The sequence below is a fragment of the Ruegeria sp. B1 genome, assembly GCF_056535885.1.
In genome coordinates this window covers 1183204-1206485 of record NZ_JBQFJA010000001.1, presented here as the reverse complement: position 1 = coordinate 1206485, position 23282 = coordinate 1183204, and the positions used below count along the sequence as shown (strand labels likewise).

General features: G+C 58.2%; 20 protein-coding genes. 14 read left to right on the top strand and 6 right to left on the bottom strand.

Annotated elements, in window-relative coordinates:
- The first annotated feature begins 64 nt into the window (after positions 1-64).
- From ACR3ES_RS05870 to ACR3ES_RS05855, 4 genes are all read left to right on the top strand, one after another.
- Positions 65-955, top strand: a complete 891-nt coding sequence (locus ACR3ES_RS05870; RefSeq protein WP_170427569.1) for a MurR/RpiR family transcriptional regulator — start codon at positions 65-67, stop codon at positions 953-955.
- Positions 952-1362 carry a hypothetical protein gene (locus tag ACR3ES_RS05865; RefSeq protein WP_170427572.1) on the top strand — a complete coding sequence of 137 codons (411 nt, stop codon included), beginning with the start codon at positions 952-954 and terminating at the stop codon, positions 1360-1362. Before ACR3ES_RS05870 ends, ACR3ES_RS05865 begins: the two co-directional genes overlap by 4 nt.
- Before the next feature lie 6 nt (positions 1363-1368).
- The gene (locus ACR3ES_RS05860; RefSeq protein ID WP_480425011.1) at positions 1369-2463 is read left to right on the top strand and encodes an aromatic ring-hydroxylating oxygenase subunit alpha; all 1095 of its coding nucleotides are present in this window, start codon (positions 1369-1371) and stop codon (positions 2461-2463) included.
- A gap of 168 nt (positions 2464-2631) precedes the next feature.
- Entirely contained in the window at positions 2632-3015 is a 384-nt protein-coding gene (locus ACR3ES_RS05855; protein ID WP_170427576.1) for a carboxymuconolactone decarboxylase family protein, read from the top strand.
- 4 nt (positions 3016-3019) lie between these two features.
- Here the strand turns inward: ACR3ES_RS05855 and ACR3ES_RS05850 are convergent, their stop codons facing one another.
- Both ACR3ES_RS05850 and ACR3ES_RS05845 read right to left on the bottom strand, forming a co-directional pair.
- Entirely contained in the window at positions 3020-4489 is a 1470-nt protein-coding gene (locus tag ACR3ES_RS05850; RefSeq protein WP_480634699.1) for a hypothetical protein, read from the bottom strand.
- A 181-nt stretch (positions 4490-4670) separates the two neighbouring features.
- Positions 4671-4982: a hypothetical protein gene (locus ACR3ES_RS05845; RefSeq protein ID WP_480425008.1), complete on the bottom strand. Its 312-nt coding sequence runs from the start codon at positions 4980-4982 to the stop codon at positions 4671-4673.
- Between the two features lie 68 nt (positions 4983-5050).
- Between ACR3ES_RS05845 and ACR3ES_RS05840 the strand changes: the two genes are divergently transcribed.
- Positions 5051-5992, top strand: a complete 942-nt coding sequence (locus ACR3ES_RS05840; protein WP_170427584.1) for a YcaO-like family protein — start codon at positions 5051-5053, stop codon at positions 5990-5992.
- Between the two features lie 22 nt (positions 5993-6014).
- Here the strand turns inward: ACR3ES_RS05840 and ACR3ES_RS05835 are convergent, their stop codons facing one another.
- Both ACR3ES_RS05835 and ACR3ES_RS05830 read right to left on the bottom strand, forming a co-directional pair.
- A complete protein-coding gene (locus ACR3ES_RS05835) occupies positions 6015-7409 on the bottom strand; it encodes a hypothetical protein (protein ID WP_170427588.1) in 1395 nt (464 codons plus the stop codon).
- A 3-nt stretch (positions 7410-7412) separates the two neighbouring features.
- Complete coding sequence (locus ACR3ES_RS05830) at positions 7413-9416, bottom strand: phosphatase PAP2 family protein (protein ID WP_170427591.1); 2004 nt, start codon at positions 9414-9416, stop codon at positions 7413-7415.
- A 328-nt stretch (positions 9417-9744) separates the two neighbouring features.
- Here ACR3ES_RS05830 and ACR3ES_RS05825 point away from each other — a divergent pair, with 328 nt between their 5' ends.
- The 9 genes from ACR3ES_RS05825 (at position 9745) to ACR3ES_RS05785 (ending at position 21173) form a co-directional block, all read left to right on the top strand.
- The gene (locus ACR3ES_RS05825) at positions 9745-10440 is read left to right on the top strand and encodes a DUF4129 domain-containing protein (protein ID WP_170427594.1); all 696 of its coding nucleotides are present in this window, start codon (positions 9745-9747) and stop codon (positions 10438-10440) included.
- Positions 10437-11738: a hypothetical protein gene (locus ACR3ES_RS05820; protein ID WP_170427597.1), complete on the top strand. Its 1302-nt coding sequence runs from the start codon at positions 10437-10439 to the stop codon at positions 11736-11738. Before ACR3ES_RS05825 ends, ACR3ES_RS05820 begins: the two co-directional genes overlap by 4 nt.
- Positions 11728-12684: an AAA family ATPase gene (locus ACR3ES_RS05815; RefSeq protein ID WP_170427599.1), complete on the top strand. Its 957-nt coding sequence runs from the start codon at positions 11728-11730 to the stop codon at positions 12682-12684. The genes ACR3ES_RS05820 and ACR3ES_RS05815 overlap by 11 nt, the downstream gene beginning before the upstream one ends.
- A 17-nt stretch (positions 12685-12701) precedes the next feature.
- The gene (locus tag ACR3ES_RS05810) at positions 12702-13964 is read left to right on the top strand and encodes a DUF58 domain-containing protein (protein ID WP_480425005.1); all 1263 of its coding nucleotides are present in this window, start codon (positions 12702-12704) and stop codon (positions 13962-13964) included.
- A complete protein-coding gene (locus tag ACR3ES_RS05805; protein WP_170427600.1) occupies positions 13964-14959 on the top strand; it encodes a stage II sporulation protein M in 996 nt (331 codons plus the stop codon). Before ACR3ES_RS05810 ends, ACR3ES_RS05805 begins: the two co-directional genes overlap by 1 nt.
- A complete protein-coding gene (locus ACR3ES_RS05800; protein ID WP_170427601.1) occupies positions 14956-15849 on the top strand; it encodes an RDD family protein in 894 nt (297 codons plus the stop codon). Before ACR3ES_RS05805 ends, ACR3ES_RS05800 begins: the two co-directional genes overlap by 4 nt.
- 121 nt (positions 15850-15970) lie before the next feature.
- Complete coding sequence (locus ACR3ES_RS05795) at positions 15971-16768, top strand: hypothetical protein (RefSeq protein WP_170427602.1); 798 nt, start codon at positions 15971-15973, stop codon at positions 16766-16768.
- Between the two features lie 145 nt (positions 16769-16913).
- Positions 16914-17837: an SMP-30/gluconolactonase/LRE family protein gene (locus ACR3ES_RS05790; protein ID WP_480425002.1), complete on the top strand. Its 924-nt coding sequence runs from the start codon at positions 16914-16916 to the stop codon at positions 17835-17837.
- Between the two features lie 150 nt (positions 17838-17987).
- On the top strand, positions 17988-21173 hold the full coding sequence (locus ACR3ES_RS05785; protein ID WP_480493434.1) for an ATP-binding protein: 3186 nt from the start codon (positions 17988-17990) through the stop codon (positions 21171-21173).
- Here ACR3ES_RS05785 and ACR3ES_RS05780 read toward each other — a convergent pair.
- Both ACR3ES_RS05780 and ACR3ES_RS05775 read right to left on the bottom strand, forming a co-directional pair.
- Positions 21170-22567, bottom strand: a complete 1398-nt coding sequence (locus ACR3ES_RS05780) for a Dyp-type peroxidase (RefSeq protein ID WP_170427604.1) — start codon at positions 22565-22567, stop codon at positions 21170-21172. The two genes, ACR3ES_RS05785 and ACR3ES_RS05780, sit on opposite strands and share 4 nt — an antisense overlap.
- Complete coding sequence (locus ACR3ES_RS05775) at positions 22564-23280, bottom strand: hypothetical protein (RefSeq protein WP_170427605.1); 717 nt, start codon at positions 23278-23280, stop codon at positions 22564-22566. The genes ACR3ES_RS05780 and ACR3ES_RS05775 overlap by 4 nt, the downstream gene beginning before the upstream one ends.
- Positions 23281-23282: the final 2 nt, after the last annotated feature.

Sequence of the window (23282 nt, the reverse complement as noted above, 5' to 3'; positions counted from 1 at the left end):
TTCCTCTTCCCGAGTCGCGTTTTCTGCTCGACAGGCTAATTCCACATTTGTACCATCGTCAATCATGAATGACACAAATGTATCATCGACCGTTCTGAACCGCCTGACCGAAGAATGGGATGCCCTGACACCCGAGGCGCAGAAAGCCGCACGTTATGTACTGGAAAACCCAACAGATGTGGGGGTATCCACGGTGCGCGAAATTGCCGAGGCTGCCAAAGTAAAACCCAACACTGTTGTACGAATGGCCCGACAAGTCGGTTTTGAGGGGTACGAGGATTTTCGGGCGCCGTTCCGCGATGCGATTCGGCAGGGCAGCGTGTCATTCCCGGATCGGACCCGGTGGCTGCAAGAAATCGGTAAGTCCGGCGAATTGGGTGGCCTCTACGCCGATATGGTCGGCGCTGCGATCCAGAATATCGAAGACACTTTTGCCGGAATCACCGCCGCGCGCCTGAAAGCCGCCGCCGAAGATATTTGGAACTGCCGCCAGATTTTCACTTTGGGCGTAGGCGTCAACAATTCGAACGCACGCAACTTTACCTATCTCGCATCGACCGGGATGAAACAGTTTCACGCCATCCCCAGACCCGGCTCGACCCCGGTCGACGATCTGGCCTGGGCCGATGAACAGGACGTGCTGATTGCCATTACCTGTCACCCCTACCGGACAGAAGTGATCGACGCGATCAAACTGGCCCGCGAACAAGGGCTGACTGTCGTCGGGCTATCGGACAGCCCGGCCAGCCCGGTCATCCTGAACGCCCATCACGGATTTGTCGTCGCCGCCGATACGCCGCAATTCTTCCCGTCCTCTGTCTCGACCATCGCGCTGCTGGAAACGCTGCTGTCCTTCGTGATCTCCGTTTCAAGCGATGAGATTGTCGAGCGCGTGGAACGGTTTCATCAACGCAGACATCAGCTTGGTCTCTATGCGGAGGAGCCCGAACCATGAACCGGACAGAATTCAACACCAAAGTTATGGATTACAGCTTTGACGCCATAAAGTTCTTTATCACACTCTTTTCGGCTGCGTTCACGATCTACCTCGCCACGGCGACAATTTTTGTAACGCTTGCCGTCTCCGACCAAACAAGCTCGGAAACCGTGACCATCGCTCGTCTGGTGGCTCTTCTGTTCTCGGTTGCGATTCTGCTTTTCATGTGGGGGATCGTCTACCTGGTCAGACGGGCTGGGCATGAGTTGCTGAGCCGGATTCAGCAGGAATGCCCCGAAGACGAACACCCAAGGTTCAAGCGCGCGTATGTGAAACTTGAACTAGTGGGGCTGGCGGGGGCGCTTGCGGGAACCGCCATCGTGGTCGCAATTTTCTTCTTCCTGATCTCTTCCAAGTTCTGGTGAGCGGCGATGAACACACCTCTGACCCATTCTCTCGACGCGCGCTACTATACCGATCCTGCGATTTTCGAGCATGAGATGCAGGGCCTGCTGGCCCGCACGTGGCAGTTTGCCGGACACGTCGCACAGGTCCGGGAAACAGGGGACTACTTCGCATTCGAGATCGCAGGGCAAAACCTGTTCTGTGTCCGTGGTCGTGACGGTGAAATTCGAACATTCTACAATGTCTGCCAGCACCGCGCGCATGAGATGGTGACCGGTGCTGGCAACACCCGCGTTGTTGTCTGTCCCTACCACTCGTGGACCTACGAACTGTCGGGACAGTTGCGTGCCGGACCGAATATCAAATCCGTCCCCGGCTTTGATCGCACTGCGATCTGTTTGACACCCGTCCGCACAGAAATTTTCAACGGCTTCATTTTTGTGAATCTGGACGATGACGCCGCGCCGATGGATGACTGGTATCCCGGCGTGCGCGCGGAAACTCGTGCCTTCGTGCCGCGTATCGAGGATCTTGAGCCGCTGGAATGGGTCGAGGTCCCGGAAAACTGTAACTGGAAGGTCAGCATCGAGAACTACTCGGAATGCTATCATTGCCCGACCAACCACCCGACCTTTGCCGAGGGCGTGGTCAAGCCGGAAACCTATGACATACAGCCGGATGCAAATGGCGGTTATGTTCTGCGTCACATCACTGAATGCCAAAGTCTGGAAAGGATGACCTACCCAATCGACCTGTCCGTGCCCCATGCGGGCGATTACCGGTCTTGGTTCCTGTGGCCTATGTTTTCGTTTCAATGCTATCCGGGGAATGTGCTGAACACCTACCACTGGCGCGCCTTGGATGCCGACCATTGCACGGTTTGGCGTGGATGGTACACCGAAGGAGGGTCGGAAAGCGCGGTGATCCGGCAACTGGCCATACAGGATCGCGAAACAACGGTTGAAGAGGATATTCACCTGGTCGAATCCGTCCATCGTGGTCTGAAATCGCGCGGCTATCGTCCCGGCCCGCTGGTTTTGGACCCCGATTGCGGTGTGATGTCCGAGCATTCGATTGCACGATTGCAGCAATGGATGCGCGAAGGCGTGGATGGCGGATGATCCGGGGCGTTTTTGACGATCCCCGGCTCCTGACGCCGCCTGTGTTTCTGTGCTTTTCTTTCGAAGCGGCAAAAGGATAGTGTCCGGTTGTTTCGACAGGACCATCACAACAGTCGGCGCAGGCGCAACCAAATACTGAACCCGACCTGAAAGACCCGGAGACCACCAATGGCCAACATATTTGACGAAGACCTTTTTCTGAAAGGGCTCGAACGGCGTAAGGGCACCCTCGGCGCCGATTACGTGGAAAAGAACCTGGCGGCGGCGGACGATTTTACCCGCCCGTTTCAGGAGGCGATGACGGCCTGGTGCTGGGGGTTCGGCTGGGGGGATGATGTGATCGATGCCAAGACGCGGTCGATGATGAACCTGACGATGCTCGGTGCGCTGGGCAAGATGCATGAATGGGAAATCCATTGCCGGGGCGCAATCACCAACGGCGTGACCCGTGAAGAAATCCGCGCCATCCTGCATGTTATCGGGATTTACTGCGGTGTTCCGCAAGCGTTGGAGTGTTTTCGTGTAGCCCGCAAAGTGCTGGACGAGACCTAGCCGTCTACAGCCCGGCTTTGGACAGCAACCTTACAACGTCGCCATAGTGGCTCTGGTTCTTGAAACAGGCGGGCCACGCCCAGCGCTCGGCCGTAAACCCGGGTTGCAGTTCCAGAATGTGCCGGGCATGGCGGCGGGCCAACGAGTCATTCCCGGCCTCGGCTGACAGCATACACAGCACCACCCTGGGTCGAACGCGTCCTGGGTCGATGCGCAGCACGTTATGTGCATGCTGCCAGGCCGCTTTGTCCCCGACCAACGCCATGGCCATCGCCAGATTTGCCTCGATCCAGATCGGCGGGTGCGGCGTCAGGGAAAGAGCCTGTCGATAGACGGCGATACCCGCTTCGACCTGATCGTCATAGAGCAGCAGAACCGCGTAGTATCCCAGCATTTCGGGACTGCTATGAAACCGGTCCACCACGGTGCGCATCAGTTTGCAGGCTTGGGACGTATCGCCCGCTACATTACGCGTGAAGGCTTCAAGTGCCGTGCAATAAGGATCTGTGGGGTGTTTTTGACGCAGGTCCAGACAATCTGCCTTTACCCGCTCCAATGTCTGTTCGGGCGTGTCATCCATACCCAACCGGATCAGGTCCAGACTGCAGAACCCAATCGCGATACGGGCAGGCAGATATCCGGGGTCGCAATTCAGACAGGTTTTGTATTGCCCGATCGCCTGACGCAATCCGTCCTCGGTTGCCTGATGTTCCAGAATCCGGCCTTTCTGAAAGGCGGTCCATGCCTCTGTCGATGTGGCGCGCGCAGACCAGATCTCGGACCAGTGCCCGTCGCGCAAGCGCAGATGCAGGGCCTCGACCACTTTCATGGCGATCTCTTCGACTGCATCGAACGTGTCCTGACCTTTAAAGCGGAAACGCTCGGTCCACAGGCAGACCTGATCCGAGGTCGAGGTTAACTGTGCGGCCACCCGCAGCCCTTCGGCCCCGACAACGCTGCCGCTGAGGATGTACCCGTCAACCGGTCCCTCCTGTCTGCGGGCATCGCGCAGTTCGATGACATCCGACAATGTGCCCAGCAAAAACAAAAGCTCGTCGCGTATCGAGGTCGCGGCAATAGCGATGTCCGGCGTTTCGCCGACCACTTCCATCGGTTCAACCACAACCGCCGGCCGCTGACGGCCCCATCGGGTCGGTACCCGCCCTGCAAGCGGGCCCGCGCCATCGGCGTCAGCCTCGATATCCCAGTACGCCTGACGTTCGATCGTCAGCCAATCCTCGAACTCGGGGTCCGCGACGTCGAGTCCCTCCAGCAGTTCGGCGCGGTCCGGCTGCAACTGTTCGTCGAAAAGATCGACCTCCAGCACTGTCAGGTCGACCGACACATTCTCGCGGTCGATCTCAAGAAATGCCAGATCATACGCGCCGAAGTGCTTTGTCAGAACGCTTAGTTCCTTGCGCAGCGAGGCAGCACCCTGCGTCGGTGAGCTTTGGCTCCACAGCCTGTCCTGCAACCAGGCACGGCTGCGGATCGCGTTTTTGACAGCAGCACCAAGGCCAGCAGTGCTTTTGCCTTGGTGCCGCGCGGTGTTGCATCGCGCCCATCGTCGCAGATCACCTGAAATGGGCCAGTCAGGAATATCTTGGTCCGTGTCTTGGTCACAGGTGGCCCTCAGGCGAACTGAGAGACGAGGCTCAGGAACTGCAACCGTAGACGACGATTCCGCCCATCGCCTCGTAGGCGAGTTTGCAGCACCACGACTCGTGGTCATCTTCTTTTTCCGTGACCTTCCCGCTCAAATCAGGGACGACGATATGTGCCAAATTCGGCGAGTCGTAGACGAATTTGATGTCGGGATTGCCGACATTTGCGAGAATCTCATGGATCTTCCGCTCCGCGACCCCCTCTTCGCCTTTGTCATCCTGCGCTCTGCCACGGGCGGCTCTCAAAACCTCGCAACCGAGGTCTTTCAGTGAATAGTCCGGATTCAGTATCAATCGGGCCATTTCAAAATCCCTTCCCTCAGACCTACAACCATTTGTATACCTCCTTACGTTGTTATGCGGAAACGAAAATGACCGACACGCTGATCGAGCGAGCCGAAACGGCAAAGCTCATTTCCAAACCATCCTTTGCCGAATTTCCGAAAGGCGCGCCCATCCACGCGGCCTTTCGAAAGGTTGAACTACGGGACGGAACCCAGCCTCCGAAGGGCGCAATGGCGCGCCGGCTATCGTTTGGAACCGCACGCACTGCCGATGTTGCGGCTCGGTTGGCCGGGTTCGAGGCCATTGAGCGGTATGCTCTGCAATACAGTTCGACCGCACCCGCAATACGCACAAGCCTGATTGCATCGGATGGCAAGTCACATCGGGCATCACTCGATACCCTGTCTCTGGGCGCGCCGCTCACCAATGGGCAGGTCACATCCAAGGGGTCCGCAGCTGGCCCCACCATTGAGGCGGCCGCCCTGAATGCGGCGCTGGAGTGCCTCGAACACGCCGTTGACGCCAGCGATTGCAAGTACTTGTTGCCGACTTCGGCGATGCCCAAAGATCTGACGGACTGGCTGGCCGCGCATTTGCGAAAGCTGGTTGTTTGTGTCGCCATCTTGCCCGATGTCGGTCTTTTGATCCGCACAGTGTGCAGCGACGCCGACGGAGGCAGGCCGACCTACGGCACGGCATTCTCCGCCGATTTGGAACGGGGCGTCTGGCATGCCGCGTCCGAAGCCGTCGTGTCCTGGCGCAACATGGTCACGCTGGAACACACAGGCGTCACACCCGAGGGGATGACGGGCGAGGTACTGCGGCTCTTCCGACTGTATCGCGGCGCCTGCCAGAACCGGCCAGTTGATCCTGATGTACCTTTCGATATCGCGGGCTGGCGGGCGCCGAACCCGACCCTGGGTTCGGCGCTGAACGCGGCGGCCGAAAGGCTGGGACGCCCCGTTGCCGCTTTTGATATGACCGCGCAGGAGATTCCTCTGCCGGTTGTAAAAGTCATACCTGTCTGACTGTGTCGCAATCTGGGGCGTTTCACTCATCGGGCAGCTCGGCGAGATCGGAGCAGCTGTAATTCCCGCTCTCGCACAGGTCCGCAAAGTCGGAAATCTGTTTGCAACGTGGAGTTCCGGGCAGGCCACAGATGATACCGGATGGGTCCATGGCAGGGATTTCGGCGAATTCGACCCTTGTGATTATGCGCGGCTGTGCGGCGACTTTCATCAGCGGGCCGACCTCAATCAGTTTTGCAAGACCATAGCCTGAAACCGGTCGGGCCGATGCACCGGCACCAATTGTGACCTCATCCAGAAATCTCGGGTCGTCATCGGCCGGTCCGAATTCGGCGCGTATGGGCATGTTGCTCGCCCCGCGCGGAAACCGCAGCCAATCTGATGGGATATCTGCGCCACCCACACGCAGGCCGGATGTGTCAAAGGCGCGAATGTACAGACCCAGCGGATCGGTGAAGGCCATGGTACGACCCTGAGGTGAGCCCGTGCCATCGATATAGGCGTGATCATATACATCCTGCACCACGCTGGCGGACGCATTGCGGCAAAACTGGTCCTGACGATTGCCGGCGCTGAAAATCTCATCCAGCCGCGCCCGCCGTGTTGTTCCCGCATCTGACGCGACATAAGGGAACGACCCGAAATGAACGACAGACAGAAGGTCTTTCAGACCGTTTGTGCCCCTGGCCATGAACAGGGCATGTTCAATGTTCACGGGGTGCTCGGGCGGACACCCGGGGCCCATGCCCAACAAACGTTTTTGGAAACACGCCATGCGCTCTGATATGTCGAGAGCGGTCCATTCCGCCGCCGGCATGCCAAAGAGTTCATCTAGGCTGTAGTCTCGCCGCGTGACCGTGCGGATAGCATCCAGAAACTGCGGCATGTCATGCGCGGCCATGATGGCCCACCACTCCGCAAACTCGGTGGTTGCAACAAAGCGTTTGGGGCGCAAAGTGCCGCGGGGATCAGGCCGCATCACCAGCGCGTATTCCAGATACTCGTTATGCAGCTCGGCGCGGCTCATCCAGCCCAGATCGGACAGGCTCACGGCCAGATCTTCTCCCAGACAGTCCAGCGGCTCGCGCGGGTTTGCGGGCCATTTGAACGCGGCGGATGTCTCACCATCCAGAATGTCTCGCGGATCAAGCACCAGAAAGGGACTGACACCAAGATCGTCGAGCAACGACTTGACCCGTGCATTCCAGGCCGTCAGCACCGCTTTGCTGACACCCTGATCGGCTAGGCCGGGCGTTTGAAAAACAGGCATGTCCATGATCCGTTCGATGGCAGAAAAGCATGACCGCACCGGTTTTTGCCGGGGCTCCGGATTACCCAACGACGCCGGCGGCGGATCGATGGACGGCGGGCTTGGGGCAGCCATGCGCACCCGCCCGCGTGATTTAACCTCGTACATCGCCTACCACCCTGCCTGTTCCGGCAGATGGCGGGTCCACCACACCTCAGGCGTGCTGTTCTGGACATGGATTTCACTGCCAACTTTGCCGCCGCCAATTATGCTGAGGCGGTCGCCGTCAAAGGTTTCCAGCGTCATCCGCGCTGTGTCCGTATATGCGGCCACTTGCTCGGCAAGGATACCGACCGCGATCCGCTCGCCCATACGGACACTGTCAAAGTAATCGCTGTAATAGTGAACACCGGCCATGCTGCCCCCTAGCGACATATTGGCCGCAAGCTTGTTCAGCTCGCCGTTCAGCGTCAGGCAAGTGATGTCATCACCGGTCCGCGTGGCATTCACCAACACTTTTCCACCCCGTGCAGGAACGCAAACCGTCCGCGCACCGGCGTCGTCCAGGGACAGACGGGTGCCATCTGCCGCATGGGTCCTGAAAAAGGCCTTGAGCACCGTGACACAGGCGCCCGCAACCGCCGCCTGCCCGGCACCATAGGCGGGGTGCATCGGCGACCCCTCGGGAAAAGCCATTGGCAACAAGAGGTTGCGTTCTGTCTTTGGTAATCCCCTGTGCGAGTTGGCATCGTGTGCAAAGCGTTTTTTGATCGGCAATGCGGCAATTGCATCCATCAGGTTGAATCCGTCGCACGCAGCACTTTCAAGCTTGCTGAGATGTGCCTCGGCCAGTGTTTCGGCCGCACCCAGGGTCGCGCCATGCCGGTTCGCAATCAGGCTGGCCACACCACCCAGTTTTTCAGGACGGGCGCGGTTGTGCACCTGGAATGTTTGCTGCCGCACGGCACGCAAGGCGCGCGCAGCCGTTTCGGTCAAAAGGGTCAGGATGTGTGGCCCGCCCCATGCCGCAAATGGATTGCGTGGCCCGTTTCTACCATGGTCCGGCAAGCCTTCGTCTGTAGGCGTGCCCCAGCAGAGCATCACCATGCAAGCATTCAAATAAGCCTGAAAAATCATATCTGTGCGGGTATGGCTTGCCAAGTCACGGGGCGTCTCGATGAACTTCGGCCCATAGGGTGCAAAGTCCAGTTCGCTTTGTGTGTCGGCGCCGTTTTGCACATCCAACCACTCAGCCCAGTCGCGCAGGTAATCGACCCCTGCGGTTTGTGGTTTGATGCGCGGGTCTATGCGGTAGACAGCCAACGGCATCATCCCGCCCAAGGCATCGATGCGCGATGTCGGAACCAGAGCGGCAGGCAAGGGTGCCGCACCGATCGGAGATCGGCCATCCAGCGAAAGGCCAAGGCCTTGTAGCAGAAATTGTGACAGATATGGTCCTTGCGCATTGCCCTGACTCGACCCCCGGAACAGGGTCCGGGGCGACAATGCGGCACCGTCCCGGATGCGGCGCGCCGATGCAACTTTGCCGATCTCCTCGCCGTTTGCCTCCAGCGGATGAGCGTCAGGCCGAAACCAGGTCATCTGCGACAACGCGGCGCTCACAGCGTCTGCACCGCACGCACCATCGCGCATGTCCTCAAACGAGACATCGCGCAGATAGGCCATTGCATACAGCTCTGCCATTTCCGCAGCCAGTTCGTCCGAACCAAGCCGGGGCGCAGGGGCAATCCCAACGGCACCGGCATCGGGTCCCTTGAGGCTGAAAGGGCGGGCGCAGACCGGACTGTCCCAGGCACGCCATTTGAAATCCGAACCCTCGCTCACTGATTTGGTCCGAAACGGCCCGTGAAAGGCCGGGGTGTCAAACAGCGCGACCCGGTTGCCGCTGTTGTCGGTATAGGTGGGATGCGCGATTTCCTCGAAAAACTCGCTATAGGCCTGTGCATCGACGATGCCGTGAACGTCGTGCGGTAGGCCTTTCGAGAAATTCGTGGGCCAGGTCCCGGCAAAAGCGTCAGATTCACCGTTATGCGCGGCCACCGAGGCCGACGCGTTGAATACCAAAGCCGCCGCCTGGCGCCGGGCCGACCGGCTCGGATGATCTGACGTGGCCTGTTTGGGGGCCGGTTGGATGTTCGTCGTATGTTGCGGCATTGTGGTCTCCTCATCAGCACTGAAGGGGTGCCATGACCGGCGTTACCGGATCGTGACCACATCTGTTGAGGGGTTTTAATACATTGAAAAATATATACTTCCCTCTGATCCGACCAGGAACTGCGCGTCACACTCTTGGGGTTGGTGCGGGCTTTGGCTTGCAAAATCGCATAACCGGTCCTGCCAGTTTCAGGCGTCTGCCGAGAATGTGTTTAAAACCGCCTTTGGAAGCGTGCGATGCCGGTCTGTGGCAATCAATAAGAGAAAACGGACCAAGTCGTTGCATGCAAAACGAGAGTGATCTATCGATACCCCGATGCGCTGTGTAATGGTCCTTACTGTCTCTTGTTGTCTCTGCGCGGCGGTTTCTGCAAAGGCGCAGGAAACGATCATTTCGCCGCCAGAGATCGGCCCATCCGGACAGGAATACCAAAGGGCCATCAGGTATCGGGGTATTGACACGGATGTGGTCTATTTCGACCCCTCGCAACCAGCCCCGCCGCTGGATACGGATTTCTCCCCCAAGCAGGAAACTCGGGACAGCGGCAGGACAATCTCAATTGAAAATCAATGGGGCGTCGGGCTGGTTTCCGCCCTTGTCCTTATATTCTTAGTTGCGTTCGTCTACTTCGGGGCCGGGCGCATGTCGGTGTCTTTTCGCACGTCGGCAGACAATGCACGGCGCAAGGCCGGTCAGACGCCCTCTGAGAGGAGAGCAGGCGATGGGGAAGCCTCGAGTCTCAGTGCGATTCTGGCGCAAAGGAACCTCGATCTGGCCGTTTCCGCTCTGGCGCAACTCGTACTGAGCCACTGTCTGAGCGCAAACGAAGTACTCTTCAAACGCAGTTGGACGCACCGCGAAGCATTGCAGAACCTGCCGCAGAGCCTGTGGTACATCCCGGATTTACGTGCGCTGATCCTTGAAAGTGAACGGGTGAATTTCGGTCATCGCTCCATCAGCCAGCATGACTTCGATGCCCTGCTTGAACGTGTCCGCCCGATCTTGCAGGAGGGTCGGGCATGACCGATTTCGGGGCAGGGGACCGGATTCGACTGGATTGGATCGTCGTTGGGGTTGTGGTGATGCTTTGCATCGGCATCTTTCTTTATCTTTCGGCGGGACGGCAATACGCCCTGCGCGACTCGGCGACCGGGTTCAACGGGCTGGACCGCTGGCTCAACAGTCAGGGCCACGTCACGCAGAGCTTTACCGGAGGATGGCCGCTGGACCGCGACACGGTTGGCCTGCTGATCCAGCCGATCTACGATACATATCCGGACACGGACCGCAGCGCTGCGAAAACCGAGCAGGAGTTTCTGCTGCAACCGGAGGAATTCGACCAGAGCCTAGAAATCATTCACGACAAGGCGCAATCCGTTCCCAGCCTTGTGATGCTGCCCAAATGGCGCAGCGGCCTGCGTCTGACCGGGTTCGGGCATCCCGTCCTGATTGTGCCGAGGCCAGCGGTACAGACCATCCTGCACGGGCTGGTCGGACCGGATGTCGGACGGGTTTTTTACGCCCGTACGCCGTTTTCAGAACTGTCGTTGGCGGCGGATGACGGGCTAGTTGCAAAGCTTTATGCGGCACAGGTTTTTGAGGGTCGCGGATGTGAACCCATCGTGGGCAGGCGCGGTGCAATGATCTTTGGGTTGTGTCCGTTGCCCGGCGACGGTGACCAGAACCAAGTGTATGTGCTGTCCGATCCGGACCTGCTGAACAATCACGGGCTGAGCCTGGGGGATAATGCACGGATCGCAGCACAGCTTTTGCCCGAAATCGCGGGGGATCGCAGGATTGTCATTGATTACAGCGACGGGAACTGGCTCACCGAACCGGAACGCGCGGTCCAGCGTGAACGCACCTGGGAGGACCTCAAACGCCTGTTCGAACCGCCATTTCTGACCTTGTGGATCGGGGCCGCTTTGCTGCTGGCCGTGGCCATCTGGCGCGGCGGTATCCGTAGCGGGCCTATTGTCAGCTCGCAATCCCCACTGGGCACCGGAAAACGCACAGCCAACAGGGTTCGGGCGCGACTGATGCGGATGACGGATCAGGACGGTGCCCTGCTGTCCGACTATATCGACACACGGCTGCGGGCCTGCGCGACCAGCCTGTTCGGGACCTCCCACAAACTCTCCGGCCAGCCCGAAGAAGCCTATCTGAAATACGTCAGATCCAAACACCCAGATCAGGCATCGCATCTGGAACGGGTTATTGGCGCGATACGTGCCCTTCCGCCGCACATTGCGGCGGCTGACGCGATATCCCATGTCGACCAATTTGAACTGATACTGGAGCAACTTGCCCATGACCCTTGATGATTTGTTTGCACATGCTGAGGCCCTAAAGACCGAAATCGGCACTGTGGTCCAGGGGCAGCACGAGGCCGTCGATCTTTTGCTGACGGCGTTGTTTGCCCGTGGCCACATCCTGCTCGAAGGGCCACCCGGCACCGCAAAAACACTGTTGGCGCGCAGCTTTGCGGGCGTTCTGAATCTGGAATTCGGACGCATCCAGTTTACACCGGATTTGATGCCGGGCGACGTCCTGGGCACATCGATCTACAATTTTCAAACCAGCGAGTTCGTTCTGACAAAGGGGCCGGTGTTCAGCCAAATTCTGCTGGCAGATGAAATCAACCGGGCGCCCCCAAAGACACAGGCCGCGCTGTTGCAGGCCATGAACGAACGCATGGTCACCATCGATGGAACGGATCACTCGCTGGGCAGTGAATTCATCGTCGTGGCGACGCAGAACCCCATCGAACAGCAGGGTACCTACCCGCTTCCCGAGGCCCAGCTTGACCGGTTTTTGTTCAAGGTGAACCTGACTTTCCCGCCGGAAGATGTGGAGCTTTCCGTTCTGCGGCAGCACGCGGCCAAGCCGCTGGATTTTCTGGGCACGACACAGGCGCTCAAGCCCCTGCTTGGTGCACAGGCCATGGCAGAGGCCCGGGGGTTGATCGATGGCATCGTTCTGGACGATGACATTCTGGCCTACATCCTCAGGTTGGTCCGCGCGACGCGCAACAGCGCGGACATCGCCTTTGGCGCGTCAACCCGGGCCGCCGACGCCATCGCCGGGGCATCCCGCGCGACCGCCGCGCTCAGCGGGCGGGATTTCGCGATACCCGATGACGTCAAGAAACTGATTATTCCCGCGTTGCAACACCGGATCGTTCTCAGTCCGGCGGCAGAGATCGAAGGGCGCGGCGCGCGGCAGGTTCTGGAGAACATTGTCAATCAGATTGAGGCGCCCCGCTGATCCGTCCATCACCGATATTGCTTGTCGCCGCCTGCGTGGCGCTGGGATTGTCGCTGATCGCGATCATCATGGGGGACGCGACGCGGCCCGTCGCCGGTCTACCCTGGGTCGTCCTGTGCATTCTGGCAAGCTGTGACCTGGTCCTGTCCTGGCCGCGCAGGCGATCACTGGCGGTCGCGCCGCTGGGGGATGTTTTTGTGGGTGAGGACCACATCCTCGACCTTACAATCACCCCGGCGGCGGCGCAGATGCTGGGACATCTCGACTGGCCCGAGGGGCTGAATGGTCCCGGCAGTTTTGACCTGTCGAACGGTCGGGCGCAGATTACGTTCAAAGCGGCCCGGCGGGGGAATTGGGAGCTTTCCAATCTGTGGCTGACGTGGCGATCCCGGTTCAGACTGTTTGAATTTGTGCCCAAGATTCCCTTTGGCCTGAAGATCGCCGTCGTGCCCAACATCCGCCGGGTGCAATCGGGTGAGATTTCCACGACCGTTCAGTCCAGGCTGTTTGGCGTCAAGGAGAACCGCGCCATCGGGGAAGGAACCGAGTTTCACCAGCTTCGGGATTTCGTACCCGGAATGGACGCCAGTTCGATCGACTGGAAGCGGTCCGCGCGCCACCGGGCATTGGTGGCCAAAGAAGTCAGAGCCGAGCGCAACCACCATGTCATCATTGCGCTGGATAACGGATATCAGATGCGCGAGGAAATCGCCGGGCTGCCAAAGATCGATCACGCGATCACGGCGGCTTTGGCAACCGCGTGGGCAGCAGCCATTGGCGGAGATCTTGTCGGTCTCTATGCCTATGACGCGCGGCCGCGACTGTTCCTGCCACCCGAACCGGGCCGACAGGCCTTTGCCCTTATCCGGAGTCGCACGGCCGAGCTGAGCTATGAGAGCGTTGAAACCAATCACACTTTGGCCATGACCGAGTTGAACGGGCGCACCCCGAAACGCAGCCTGATCATCGTGTTTTCGGATTTTGTGGATACAACCTCGGCCGAGCTCATGGTCGAAAATATAGGCGTTCTGGCAAAGCGACACCTCATCGTTTTTGTGGCGTTGCGCGATCCACTGCTGGAGGCGCAGGTTAACCAGGCGCCTGGGGACATGGACGGCGTCGCCGAAACCGTTTCGACCGGACAACTGCTGCAAGAGCGCCGCCTGGTGCTGGAAAAACTGCATCAGCTGGGCATCACCGTCATTGACGCAGAGCCCGGCGCTGTATCGACCCAATTGATTTCCACCTATCTGGAAATCAAAGCGCGGGAGATGATCTGATGTCTGACCAGGATCTGATCCGGTCGGCGCGGTTCCGACAAGAGCGCGAAGGAGACTGGCGCAGGCTCTCGGAACTGGTCGACAAGGCCGAGGATCAGGGCCTGCACCGCATGACCTTTCAGGAGGCGCGCGACCTGGCAGACCTGTATCGGCAGGCCACCACCTCGCTGTCCATCGCTCGCGAGATTTCGCTGGACCGGGGATTGCTCACCTACCTCGAAGCGCTGACCAGCCGTGCCTATCTGAGCGTTTATGCGCCGCAACAGCGGTTGGGCGGCATCCTCCGCAGGTTTCTGACGCGCGGCGGGCCGCAGGCGATAAGGGCGTCCTGGCGGGTCACGGTGCTGGGCTTTTTGTGTATGGCCGCCGGGGCACTTGCCGGTTACTTTTTTTACTTTGAAAACCCGGAATGGTTCTACGTCTTCATGCCGTCTGACCTGGCTGGCGGGCGCGGTCCCGACGCAAGCACCGCGTATCTGCGCTCCAGCATCTATGGTGATGACGCGCCCTCAGGTCTTGGTGCCTTTGCGACATATCTGTTTTCACACAACACGCGCATTGCCATTTTCGTCTTTGGCCTTGGGGCGTTCTTATGTGCGCCCACGGTTCTGCTTGTGTTCTATAACGGCTTGATTCTGGGTGTTTTCTATGCCCTGCACGTAGATCGCGGGCTGGGCTGGGACCTCTTTGGCTGGCTGTCGATTCACGGTGTAACCGAGCTGTCCGCCATTTGCATTGCAGCGGCAGGTGGCCTGAAACTCGGCCTTGCCGTGCTGTTTCCGGGAAATCGGACCCGCCGCGATGCGTTGCATCTGGCGGGCCATGATGCAGTCAAGCTGGCCTTGATTGCGGCGCTGATGCTGGTGGTTGCTGCGCTTCTCGAAGGTTTCGGGCGTCAGCTTGTTCAGGATCGCACGACACGCATTGCCATCGGCTGGGGGATCGGTGCCATGTGGCTGTCTTGGTTCGTCGTGGGCGGGAGAAAGCGGCCATGACCCAAGTCGCCTTGGATCGCCTGTTACCGCCGGAGGGCGTGCCTCTGCACTTTCGTGTCGCCGGTGTCGGCGTGCGGACCGCCGCGCAACTGACCGATCTGCTGATCACAGGTGTTGGCGCGGTCGCCGTTTTTCTGCTGGCACTGGTCTTGGGCATCCTGTCACCGGAGACCACTATCGCGGTCGCGGCGATGTTGTTCTTCATCATCCGCATTCCTTATTATGCGGCGTCCGAACTGATCTGGAACGGCCAAACAATTGGCAAACGCATGATGAAGATCAAGGTTGTCGCCGCCGATGGGCAGGCCCTGACAACTCAGTCCCTGGTCGTGCGCAACCTCATGAAAGAGGCTGAGATTTTTTTGCCCGGCACATTGGTCCTGACGTTGGACGCCGCAACAACGCTACCGTCGATCCTGTCGCTGCTGTGGATTTTGGGGGTGTTGGCGGTCCCCCTTTTCAACCGCCGTCGGCAACGTCTGGGTGACATCATCGCCGGAACCTACGTCATTCATCTGCCAAAGCCGATCCTGCTGCCGGATATGGCCCGTATGAACGCCCCTCCGTCCGCCGTAAAACCGACCTTTCGGTTTCTCACAAACCAGTTGGAACATTACGGGGCCTTTGAACTGCAAACACTCGAAGGTTTCCTGCGTGGAGCAAAACAGGCCAGAGGGGGGGCTGCCTATAAACAACACCAGCAGACGCTGGCTGCAATCGTCGCGCAAGTCAGGCAAAAGATCGACTATGCCGAGCCGGTACCCGCCCGGGACTATCGGGCCTTCCTCGAAGCCTTTTACAAGGCGCAGCGTTCATTTCTGGAGCAACGCCAGCTATTTGGGGATAAACGGGCGGACAAACATGAAGCGGCGCAGCGCAACCGGCGATAAAGTGATCTGTTGCAATTTTACCTAGGCGCGAGGCAAAAGACATAATTTCATCTTGTGAAAAAAGGGGTCCAGACGGCTTTATCGGGTTCGAATGTTACGCAACTTATTTTAGGATCTTAATATGACAGACATGGTAAACCCCGGCATGCGCGCCCCGTTCGGCGTCGGCAGCGTTATCAGCGATACATTCTCGATTTTTTTCAGAAAACTCCACCTCGTTATCCTGTTGGGTTTTATCCCCGCGTTGATTGATGTCATCGTGAACGCTTATGCGGTGAACACATCCTTTGACATCGCGCCAGGAGCAGAATTTGACGGTGTTGGTTTTGCCACGACAATGATCGTCACTGTTCTTGTTTCCCTGCTTGCTACGGCGATTACAACCGCAATGGTTATTCAGTTGGCTTACGATGCAAAACTCGGTCGCCCGAGCCAAATCGGACGGTACTTTGCTGCGGCAATGAGTAACCTTCCGGCGATTGCGGTTCTGTCCATCGTTGTTGCGATACTGATCATGATTGGCATGGTGTTTTTGATCCTGCCGGGTATCTGGTTGTACGCGGTCTACATTGCTTTGGTCCCAGCCATTGTGATCGACCGGGCGGGCTTTGGCGCCATGCGGCGCAGCGCGGATCTGACAAAAGAGTATCGCTGGCCCATTGTGGGGACATTGATCCTTACGGTGCTGTGCATCTTTTTGGTGTCCTTGGTCATCGGCTTCATTTTCGCCCTGGTCATCGGAGACTTTTCTGTGCTTGACGTGGCAACCCCGACATTTGGACCATGGATTTTCGCGGAAACTGTTCTGAACGCCATCGCCTACGGTTGGACAAGTGTGGCCGTCGCAATGATCTTTGCCCGTCTCAAAGAAATCAAAGAGGGCGTCAGCGTTGCGGATCTCGTAGACATTTTTAAGTGATACGGCGCTGTCTATAACTGCGGTCGGGCAACCGGCCGCAGTACTCTTTTGTCCCACGGTTCATACTGCGCATTTGGTATGACGTGTTTTCTTCAGTTTAGTCAGCTAGACAGATGAACAACCAATAAGACGAGGGAGAAACAGCGTGGCATTAGAACTGAAAGAAATGTGCAGCGGACTGGGGTTTCCGGAAGGCCCGGTTGAAATGAATGACGGGTCGCTGTTGTTCGTCGATATCAAAGAAGAAACATTGGTCCGGCTTGGAACGGACGGCAACCTGCACGTTGTTGCAAATATCCCGGGCGGTCCAAACGGCGTTGCCATAGGTCCGGACGGGGCGGCCTATGTCTGCAACAACGGCGGCGTCTACAGCTTTGTGCCGCACGGTCCCGACCAGATCACCGTTCCAGCGCCGATACGTCCGAACTACAAAGGTGGATCGGTACATCGGGTCGATCTGGGAACAGGAAGCGTGACGCAGCTGTTTGATTCCTACGAAGGAAAACGCCTGATTGCGCCAGATGACATCGTGTTCGACAGCGCCGGTGGGTTCTGGTTCACCGATACCGGGATCGAGGACGAGGAATCGACACGTTACGGCGGACTGTACTATGCGACCACCGATGGAAACACGCTGATCAAGGCGGCGACAATCCCGATGCCCAACGGGGTGGGACTGTCACCGGATGGCAAAACCGTTTACGTCTCGGATACCGTGTTCGGTCGACTTTGGGCTATGGAGATCACCGGGCCGGGACAGGTCAAACCAGGCCCGATCCCGGGAATGCCCGGTCAGGTCGTTCAGACATTGCCGGGGTATCAGTGGCTGGACAGTCTTAAGGTCGAGGCAGATGGGCGGGTCTGTGTGGGCACTATCTTCAACGGCGGCATCACGGTCTTTAGCCTAGACGGCACCACCGAGCATGTGACCGTGCCAGACCTGTTCACAACCAACTTGTGCTTTGGCGGTCCGGATATGCAGGACATTTGGATCACCGCCTCAAGTACGGGCAAAATCTACAAAGCCAGATGGCCGCGCCCAGGCTTGAAGCTTGAGTATTCTGCCTGACGCACACGCGCACGCAGTTGTTCCGTGTCTCAGATAAGAACGTCTGACCGACTTGCGTGACATTTTAGCTGCCTTTCGGCTGAACCTTGACCTTGTGATGTCGCCTAAAGCTAGCAGGATCCCCGAGTGTGTTGTAAACACTTTGCCAAAATGGGGGATGTCACAAACATAACTGCTCAGCAGCGGGCAGACCTGGGGCAGCGGCGCCAGGTCTCGGTTCTGTTTGCCGATATGGTGGGTTACACGGCGATTGTCGCTGAACTGGGGGAAGAGAAGGCCCTCGAATTCGTGCGCATGGTCTACGATACCCTGACCGGCGCGGTCGAAGAGCAAGGCGGCACGGTCCGCGACTTTGCGGGTGACAGCATCATGGCTCTGTTCGGGATACCGGACGCGCTTGAAGACCCCGCACTGCGGGCCTGTCGGGCCGCGTTTGCTATCCATGACGCATTCACCGCAGGCGCAGGTGACATCGAAGCCCGGTTTGGTGTGCGCCCTGCTATGCGGGTTGGCGTCAGTTCTGGCAATGTGCTGATGGCCGCCGTTCAAGGAAGTGATGGTCCAACAACAGCCGTCGGCAGTACGGTGAATCTGGCGTCGCGTATCGAAAATCTGGCCGAAACCGGCGGAACGCTGATCTGTGACACAACGCGCGGGCTGGTCGAGTGGGTGACCGATCTGCGGTTCTTTGGCGAGCATCAGATCAAAGGTTTGACCAACCCACAGAAATTATGGGAGTTGCAGGCCATACATCCAGGCGCGACCCGCTTTGATGCGTCCGTCGCACAGGGCCTCAGCAGCTATGTCGGACGTGATGGTGAACTGAACGCCATGTTCGACGCTTTGGTAAAGGCGCAAAAGGGTACAACAGTTGTTGACCTTGTGGCAGAGCCAGGGCTTGGGAAAACCCGTCTTGTGTTCGAGTTCTTACAACGCGTACCGTCAGACACAACACTGATCCTGAAAGGATACTGTTTTGCCGACCGGCAACAGGTTCCATTTTTACCGATTATCGAAATTGTTCGAAATACCTTTCGAATCCGGGATCGTGACGATCCCGAAAAGGTCGCGCTCAAGCTGGAGGCGGGCCTAAAAGTCTGGGACCAGTACTCGGACGAGAATCTAGGGCTGCTGCTTAATCTTCTTGGTCTCAAACCCCCACCGGGGGCATTGGACGGTTTGGACGGCGTTCTGATTGGTCTGCGTACGCGCGAGTTGCTGCCCGTTTTGCTCAAAGCAAGATGTATGCAGGAAACGGTAATCCTGCTGGTCGAGGACAGCCACTGGATCGACAACGCGTCAGAAGAATTGCTGCGCAACCTGATCGAAAATGAAGAGCTTTCGAACCTTCTGATCATTCAAACGAGACGCCCCGAATACCAGCCGGGCTGGTTGGCTCAGCCCGGCGTGACGACCCTTACTCTGCAGCCGCTCGGTTCGGAGGACTTCCGGCATCTGGCGCAAAACCGATTGGGGGTCGAAACGCTGCCCGATGGTTTTGCGGAGCAACTGACGGAACGCGCCGGTGGCAATCCGCTGTTCGGAGAAGAGATTATGAGCTTTCTGATGGACCAGGAGGCGTTGCGGGTTGAGGACGGGCAGGCCTATCTCGATACCGAAATGGTTGCCTCCGGCTTGCCTGCCAGCATGCGCAGCCTGTTGACCACGCGATTGGAACGCCTGCCGCCCGAAGATCGAAACCTGTTGCAGGCGGCTGCGGTCATCGGGCGCCGGTTCGATCCGGGCTTGCTGTCGCAACTTGTGGACGACGCCGAAGGGACGGGAACCGCCCTGCAACGCCTGCAGGCACAGGATGTTTTGTATCGCGAGCCCAACTCCTCCGACTACATCTTCAAACATGTTCTGTTGCGGGACTCGGTCTACCAAAGCCTTGTGTCATCGCGCCGCTCAGAACTGCATTTGGCCATTGCCGACACATTGGAATTGCGCAATTCAAACCGGCTGCAAGAAGCCGCCGAAACACTGGCCTTCCACTACAGCCAGACCGATCGAAACGATCAAGCGTTCCGCTATACGGCAATGGCAGGTGACAAGAGCTTGGGCGTTTACTCGCTGGACGAAGCCAATCGGTACTTCGTCTCTGCCCTCGAACTGTACCAAAGTGATCCTGCCTGCGCGACAAAAGAGCAGTTTGCAGCGTTTCTGGCAGGGTTCGCATTGTGCTCGAATATCTCGCTGCGGGTCAAAACGATCATCGAACTGGCTGGAACGGTGCGACCCATTCTCGAACAGGTTGGTGACAACCCGGATCACGCGCTGTTCCTGCATCACTACGTGTCCTGCCTCGTGTGCAACGGCAAGTATCGCGAGGCGCATCTGGTGCAGCAGGAACTGACTGCTATGGGCGATCGGTTGGGCGACCCTGCATCCAAAGCATATGCGATGGTCAATGAGCTGTCGGTTTCGATCTATTTCTCGCCAATCGACAACGAATTGTTCGAAGCCAAAAAACGTCTCGTTGAAGCCGAATTGAAAAAGGTCGATGACGCCTATATCCAGAATTTCTTCCTCGCCACGGTGGGATGGAACGAGCTAACCCGGGGGCGCGTCGCCCGGGCACATGCCACCTCTGATCTGATGATCGAGGTGGGCAAGTCGAAAAACGATCCCAGATCTCTGGGTTACGGCACCGCGATGAAAGCCCTGATCGCCATGGTCACCGACGACTACGAACTGGCGCTGACCATGGCGGAGGAGGCCCAAAAAGCCTCGCAGGTGGAATTTGAACTGGCGATTGCCGAAGCAGCGAGAATCGGCGCGCTTGTGCCGCTGGAGAAACCCGGTGCAATTGACACTGTCGAGCGTCACATCGAGGTCTGCGACTCCAAAGGCTGGACGCTGTTTACAATGGGGCCGGCGACCATGCTCGGGGTGGCGTATGCGCTAAACGGGCAAATTGCCGAAGGCCTGCGCCAGATAGAAGCCACGATCCAGAAACGAACGGATGAGGGGACAAAGGTCTCAGCCGACTGGGCGCGGTTGTTTTTGTGTGAGATGTATCTGGCCATTCTGACCGGTGAAGGTGGCGGATCGGTTGCTGTCCTGCTCCGAAACCTGCGGTCCATTGCCCGTGTAATGCTATTTGGCGAAAAAGAGCTGGTGTCGATGATTGCAGAGGTGCGGCAAAACCCGCAATTTGACGACAAAGGCCACTATGTTGCCCGCTGCGATATGATTCTTGGGCTGCTCTACAAAGCCCGAAAAAAGAAACCGCTGGCCGTCGAACATCTGACCAAAGCCCGCGTTATCGTCGAGACCGCCGGCCAGACGCCCCTGTTAAGCCGAATAGACGAAGCACTCGCCGACCTGGCTTAATCCCTCAGCTCGGACAAATACTTGATGGCAGCCAGGCTTGGCAGGAATGTGTATGCCCCACCGCGCGAGTGAATAAGACGTGGGAATCCGAACAAACGGATCGAGTCACCATCCGGCAATGTCATATCAAACCAACTGGTTTCGGGCGTGTTTGCGCCCAGAACCGGATCGTTGGCCCCGGTGATATTCGGGTCCTGCAAACCCAGATTGATCCAGTCGCACATAACGGCTTCGAACTGCGCAGCGATATTCGCACCAATAAAACTGCCCAGGAGGCCGCGTTCGCGATCATCCGGGTTCTGTGGATCAAAATCCGGGCCGTAAGACATGCCGCGTCGCACCAATCGCCGCGTGTAGTTCGCGATGCGCTGAACGATCGGACCACCGCGCGGATTGCCGCGCCGCAGATGTGACCCTGCCGGACACCGCGAAGCGTGGGTATAGTCAAAATTTGTCAGCGAAACCTCGGTCTCCGGGAATTGCGCATCTGGGGACAGCTCATATGGCACGCCATTGCGCCAACGCCCGCACATTTGTGCGGCGACCACTTCTCGCAACGCGCCGTGCATGTCCAGGCCCTCGCCAATCAGGTCCAGCCTGTCCGGGTTTGCCAGCATGTGTTTTTTGGGATGATCCATCAACGTGGTCGCCGCCTCGTCCAGATAAGCTTCGAACCCAGCAACATCCTGTTCTAGCACCCGAAACGCGTTGAACGATCCGTTGAAACCAAGTTCATGAGGCGTCGGAACGCGGAACACCACGCCTTCCTGCCGTGTGGGATAACCCAGCAGAGCGGTTCCAAGCGGGTCCATGGGTTCGTCTACACCCGCTTGTTCCGGGTCGATCACATGCTTGAACCGCGGCTGCGATATGCCATCGACATAGCCGAAAAATACGCGGCCTTCGGGCAGGTTGCGCCCATTGCGCGCGCCGACGACGGTAAAGGCTTTCGCAACCTGCGCTTCGATCTGATCAAGGTGCTCTTCGCCGTCCGAATGAATCGAAGCGATCACATGCACGCGTTCAGACTGGTCAAAAGGCGCGGGCCAGTGTTCTGGGGCACTGTCGCCAAAATCGCCGATTTTGATCGCACGTTTTGCCATGCCTTGTCTGAATTCAGTCGGGAAGGTGTTGAGATGTTGTTCCGGCGTTCCAAGTGCCCACAGACCTTCGAACGTGATCCCGATGTTAAAGCAGTAAGGCGGCCGCACCTCCCAGGTCACATCCCGCGTGATTAGTGGCACGTCCTCACGGCCACCATCGACCGCCGAAGCCAGAAACTGCCGGGCTGCGGCGGCGTCAGTCACTTCAAGGACAAGATGTCGTACGAAATCGCGGCGATAGCCGCGTAATATGTTGCCTTGAATATCGGCGAGGTTGAAAGCTTTATTCACCAGCCCTGTCCAAACTTCTGGCGCACTTGCGCGGCTGAAACCCCGGGATAGGCGCGATAGCCGCCACCCAGTGAAATGTTGCGGTTCGCGTGCAGCTGCAAAACGAAATCTCGCGGCAGCGACGCCAGCTTGTGAGGGGGATCGTTGGGTGTTTTTCCTTTGGCCGCATCCTGCAATCCGAACATATCAGTCGGAAAATCCGGTGCCTGAAACAGATCGTGCTCATGCACCCAATCTATAAATTCTTCGACATTGTGCTCGGTAGGGATCAGATGCTCTGCCCCATCCACCAGCGAGATGACATCGTTGAACACGCTGCCGATTGTGGTGATGAAATCCCGGATGTAGTTGCTGAAATCGCCGTCATAAACGGAAATCATGCAAATCTTATCATCGATCAGCAGGAACCGCGCGAAATGAACCGTGCCGACATTGTCGAGCCCGGCAAAAACCTCTTCCACGTTTTGCGCGATAGCCAAAGTTGCGTGCGCACGCCCGGCTGGCGACGGGTCTTTGAGCGGCATGATCAGGTTCATCATGCGCTGCACATTTTCACTGGGCTGTGGCGACGGTCTGGGACCGCCGGGCAGTTTGGGTTTGGGTTCCTTCCAGATCCAATACGGAACGACGACGTAACGGGACAGGAACTTGAACCACCCGCGTTCCGGCAGGCTGTTGACGTAGCGATTAAACCAAGTGTTGTGGCGAGTCATGG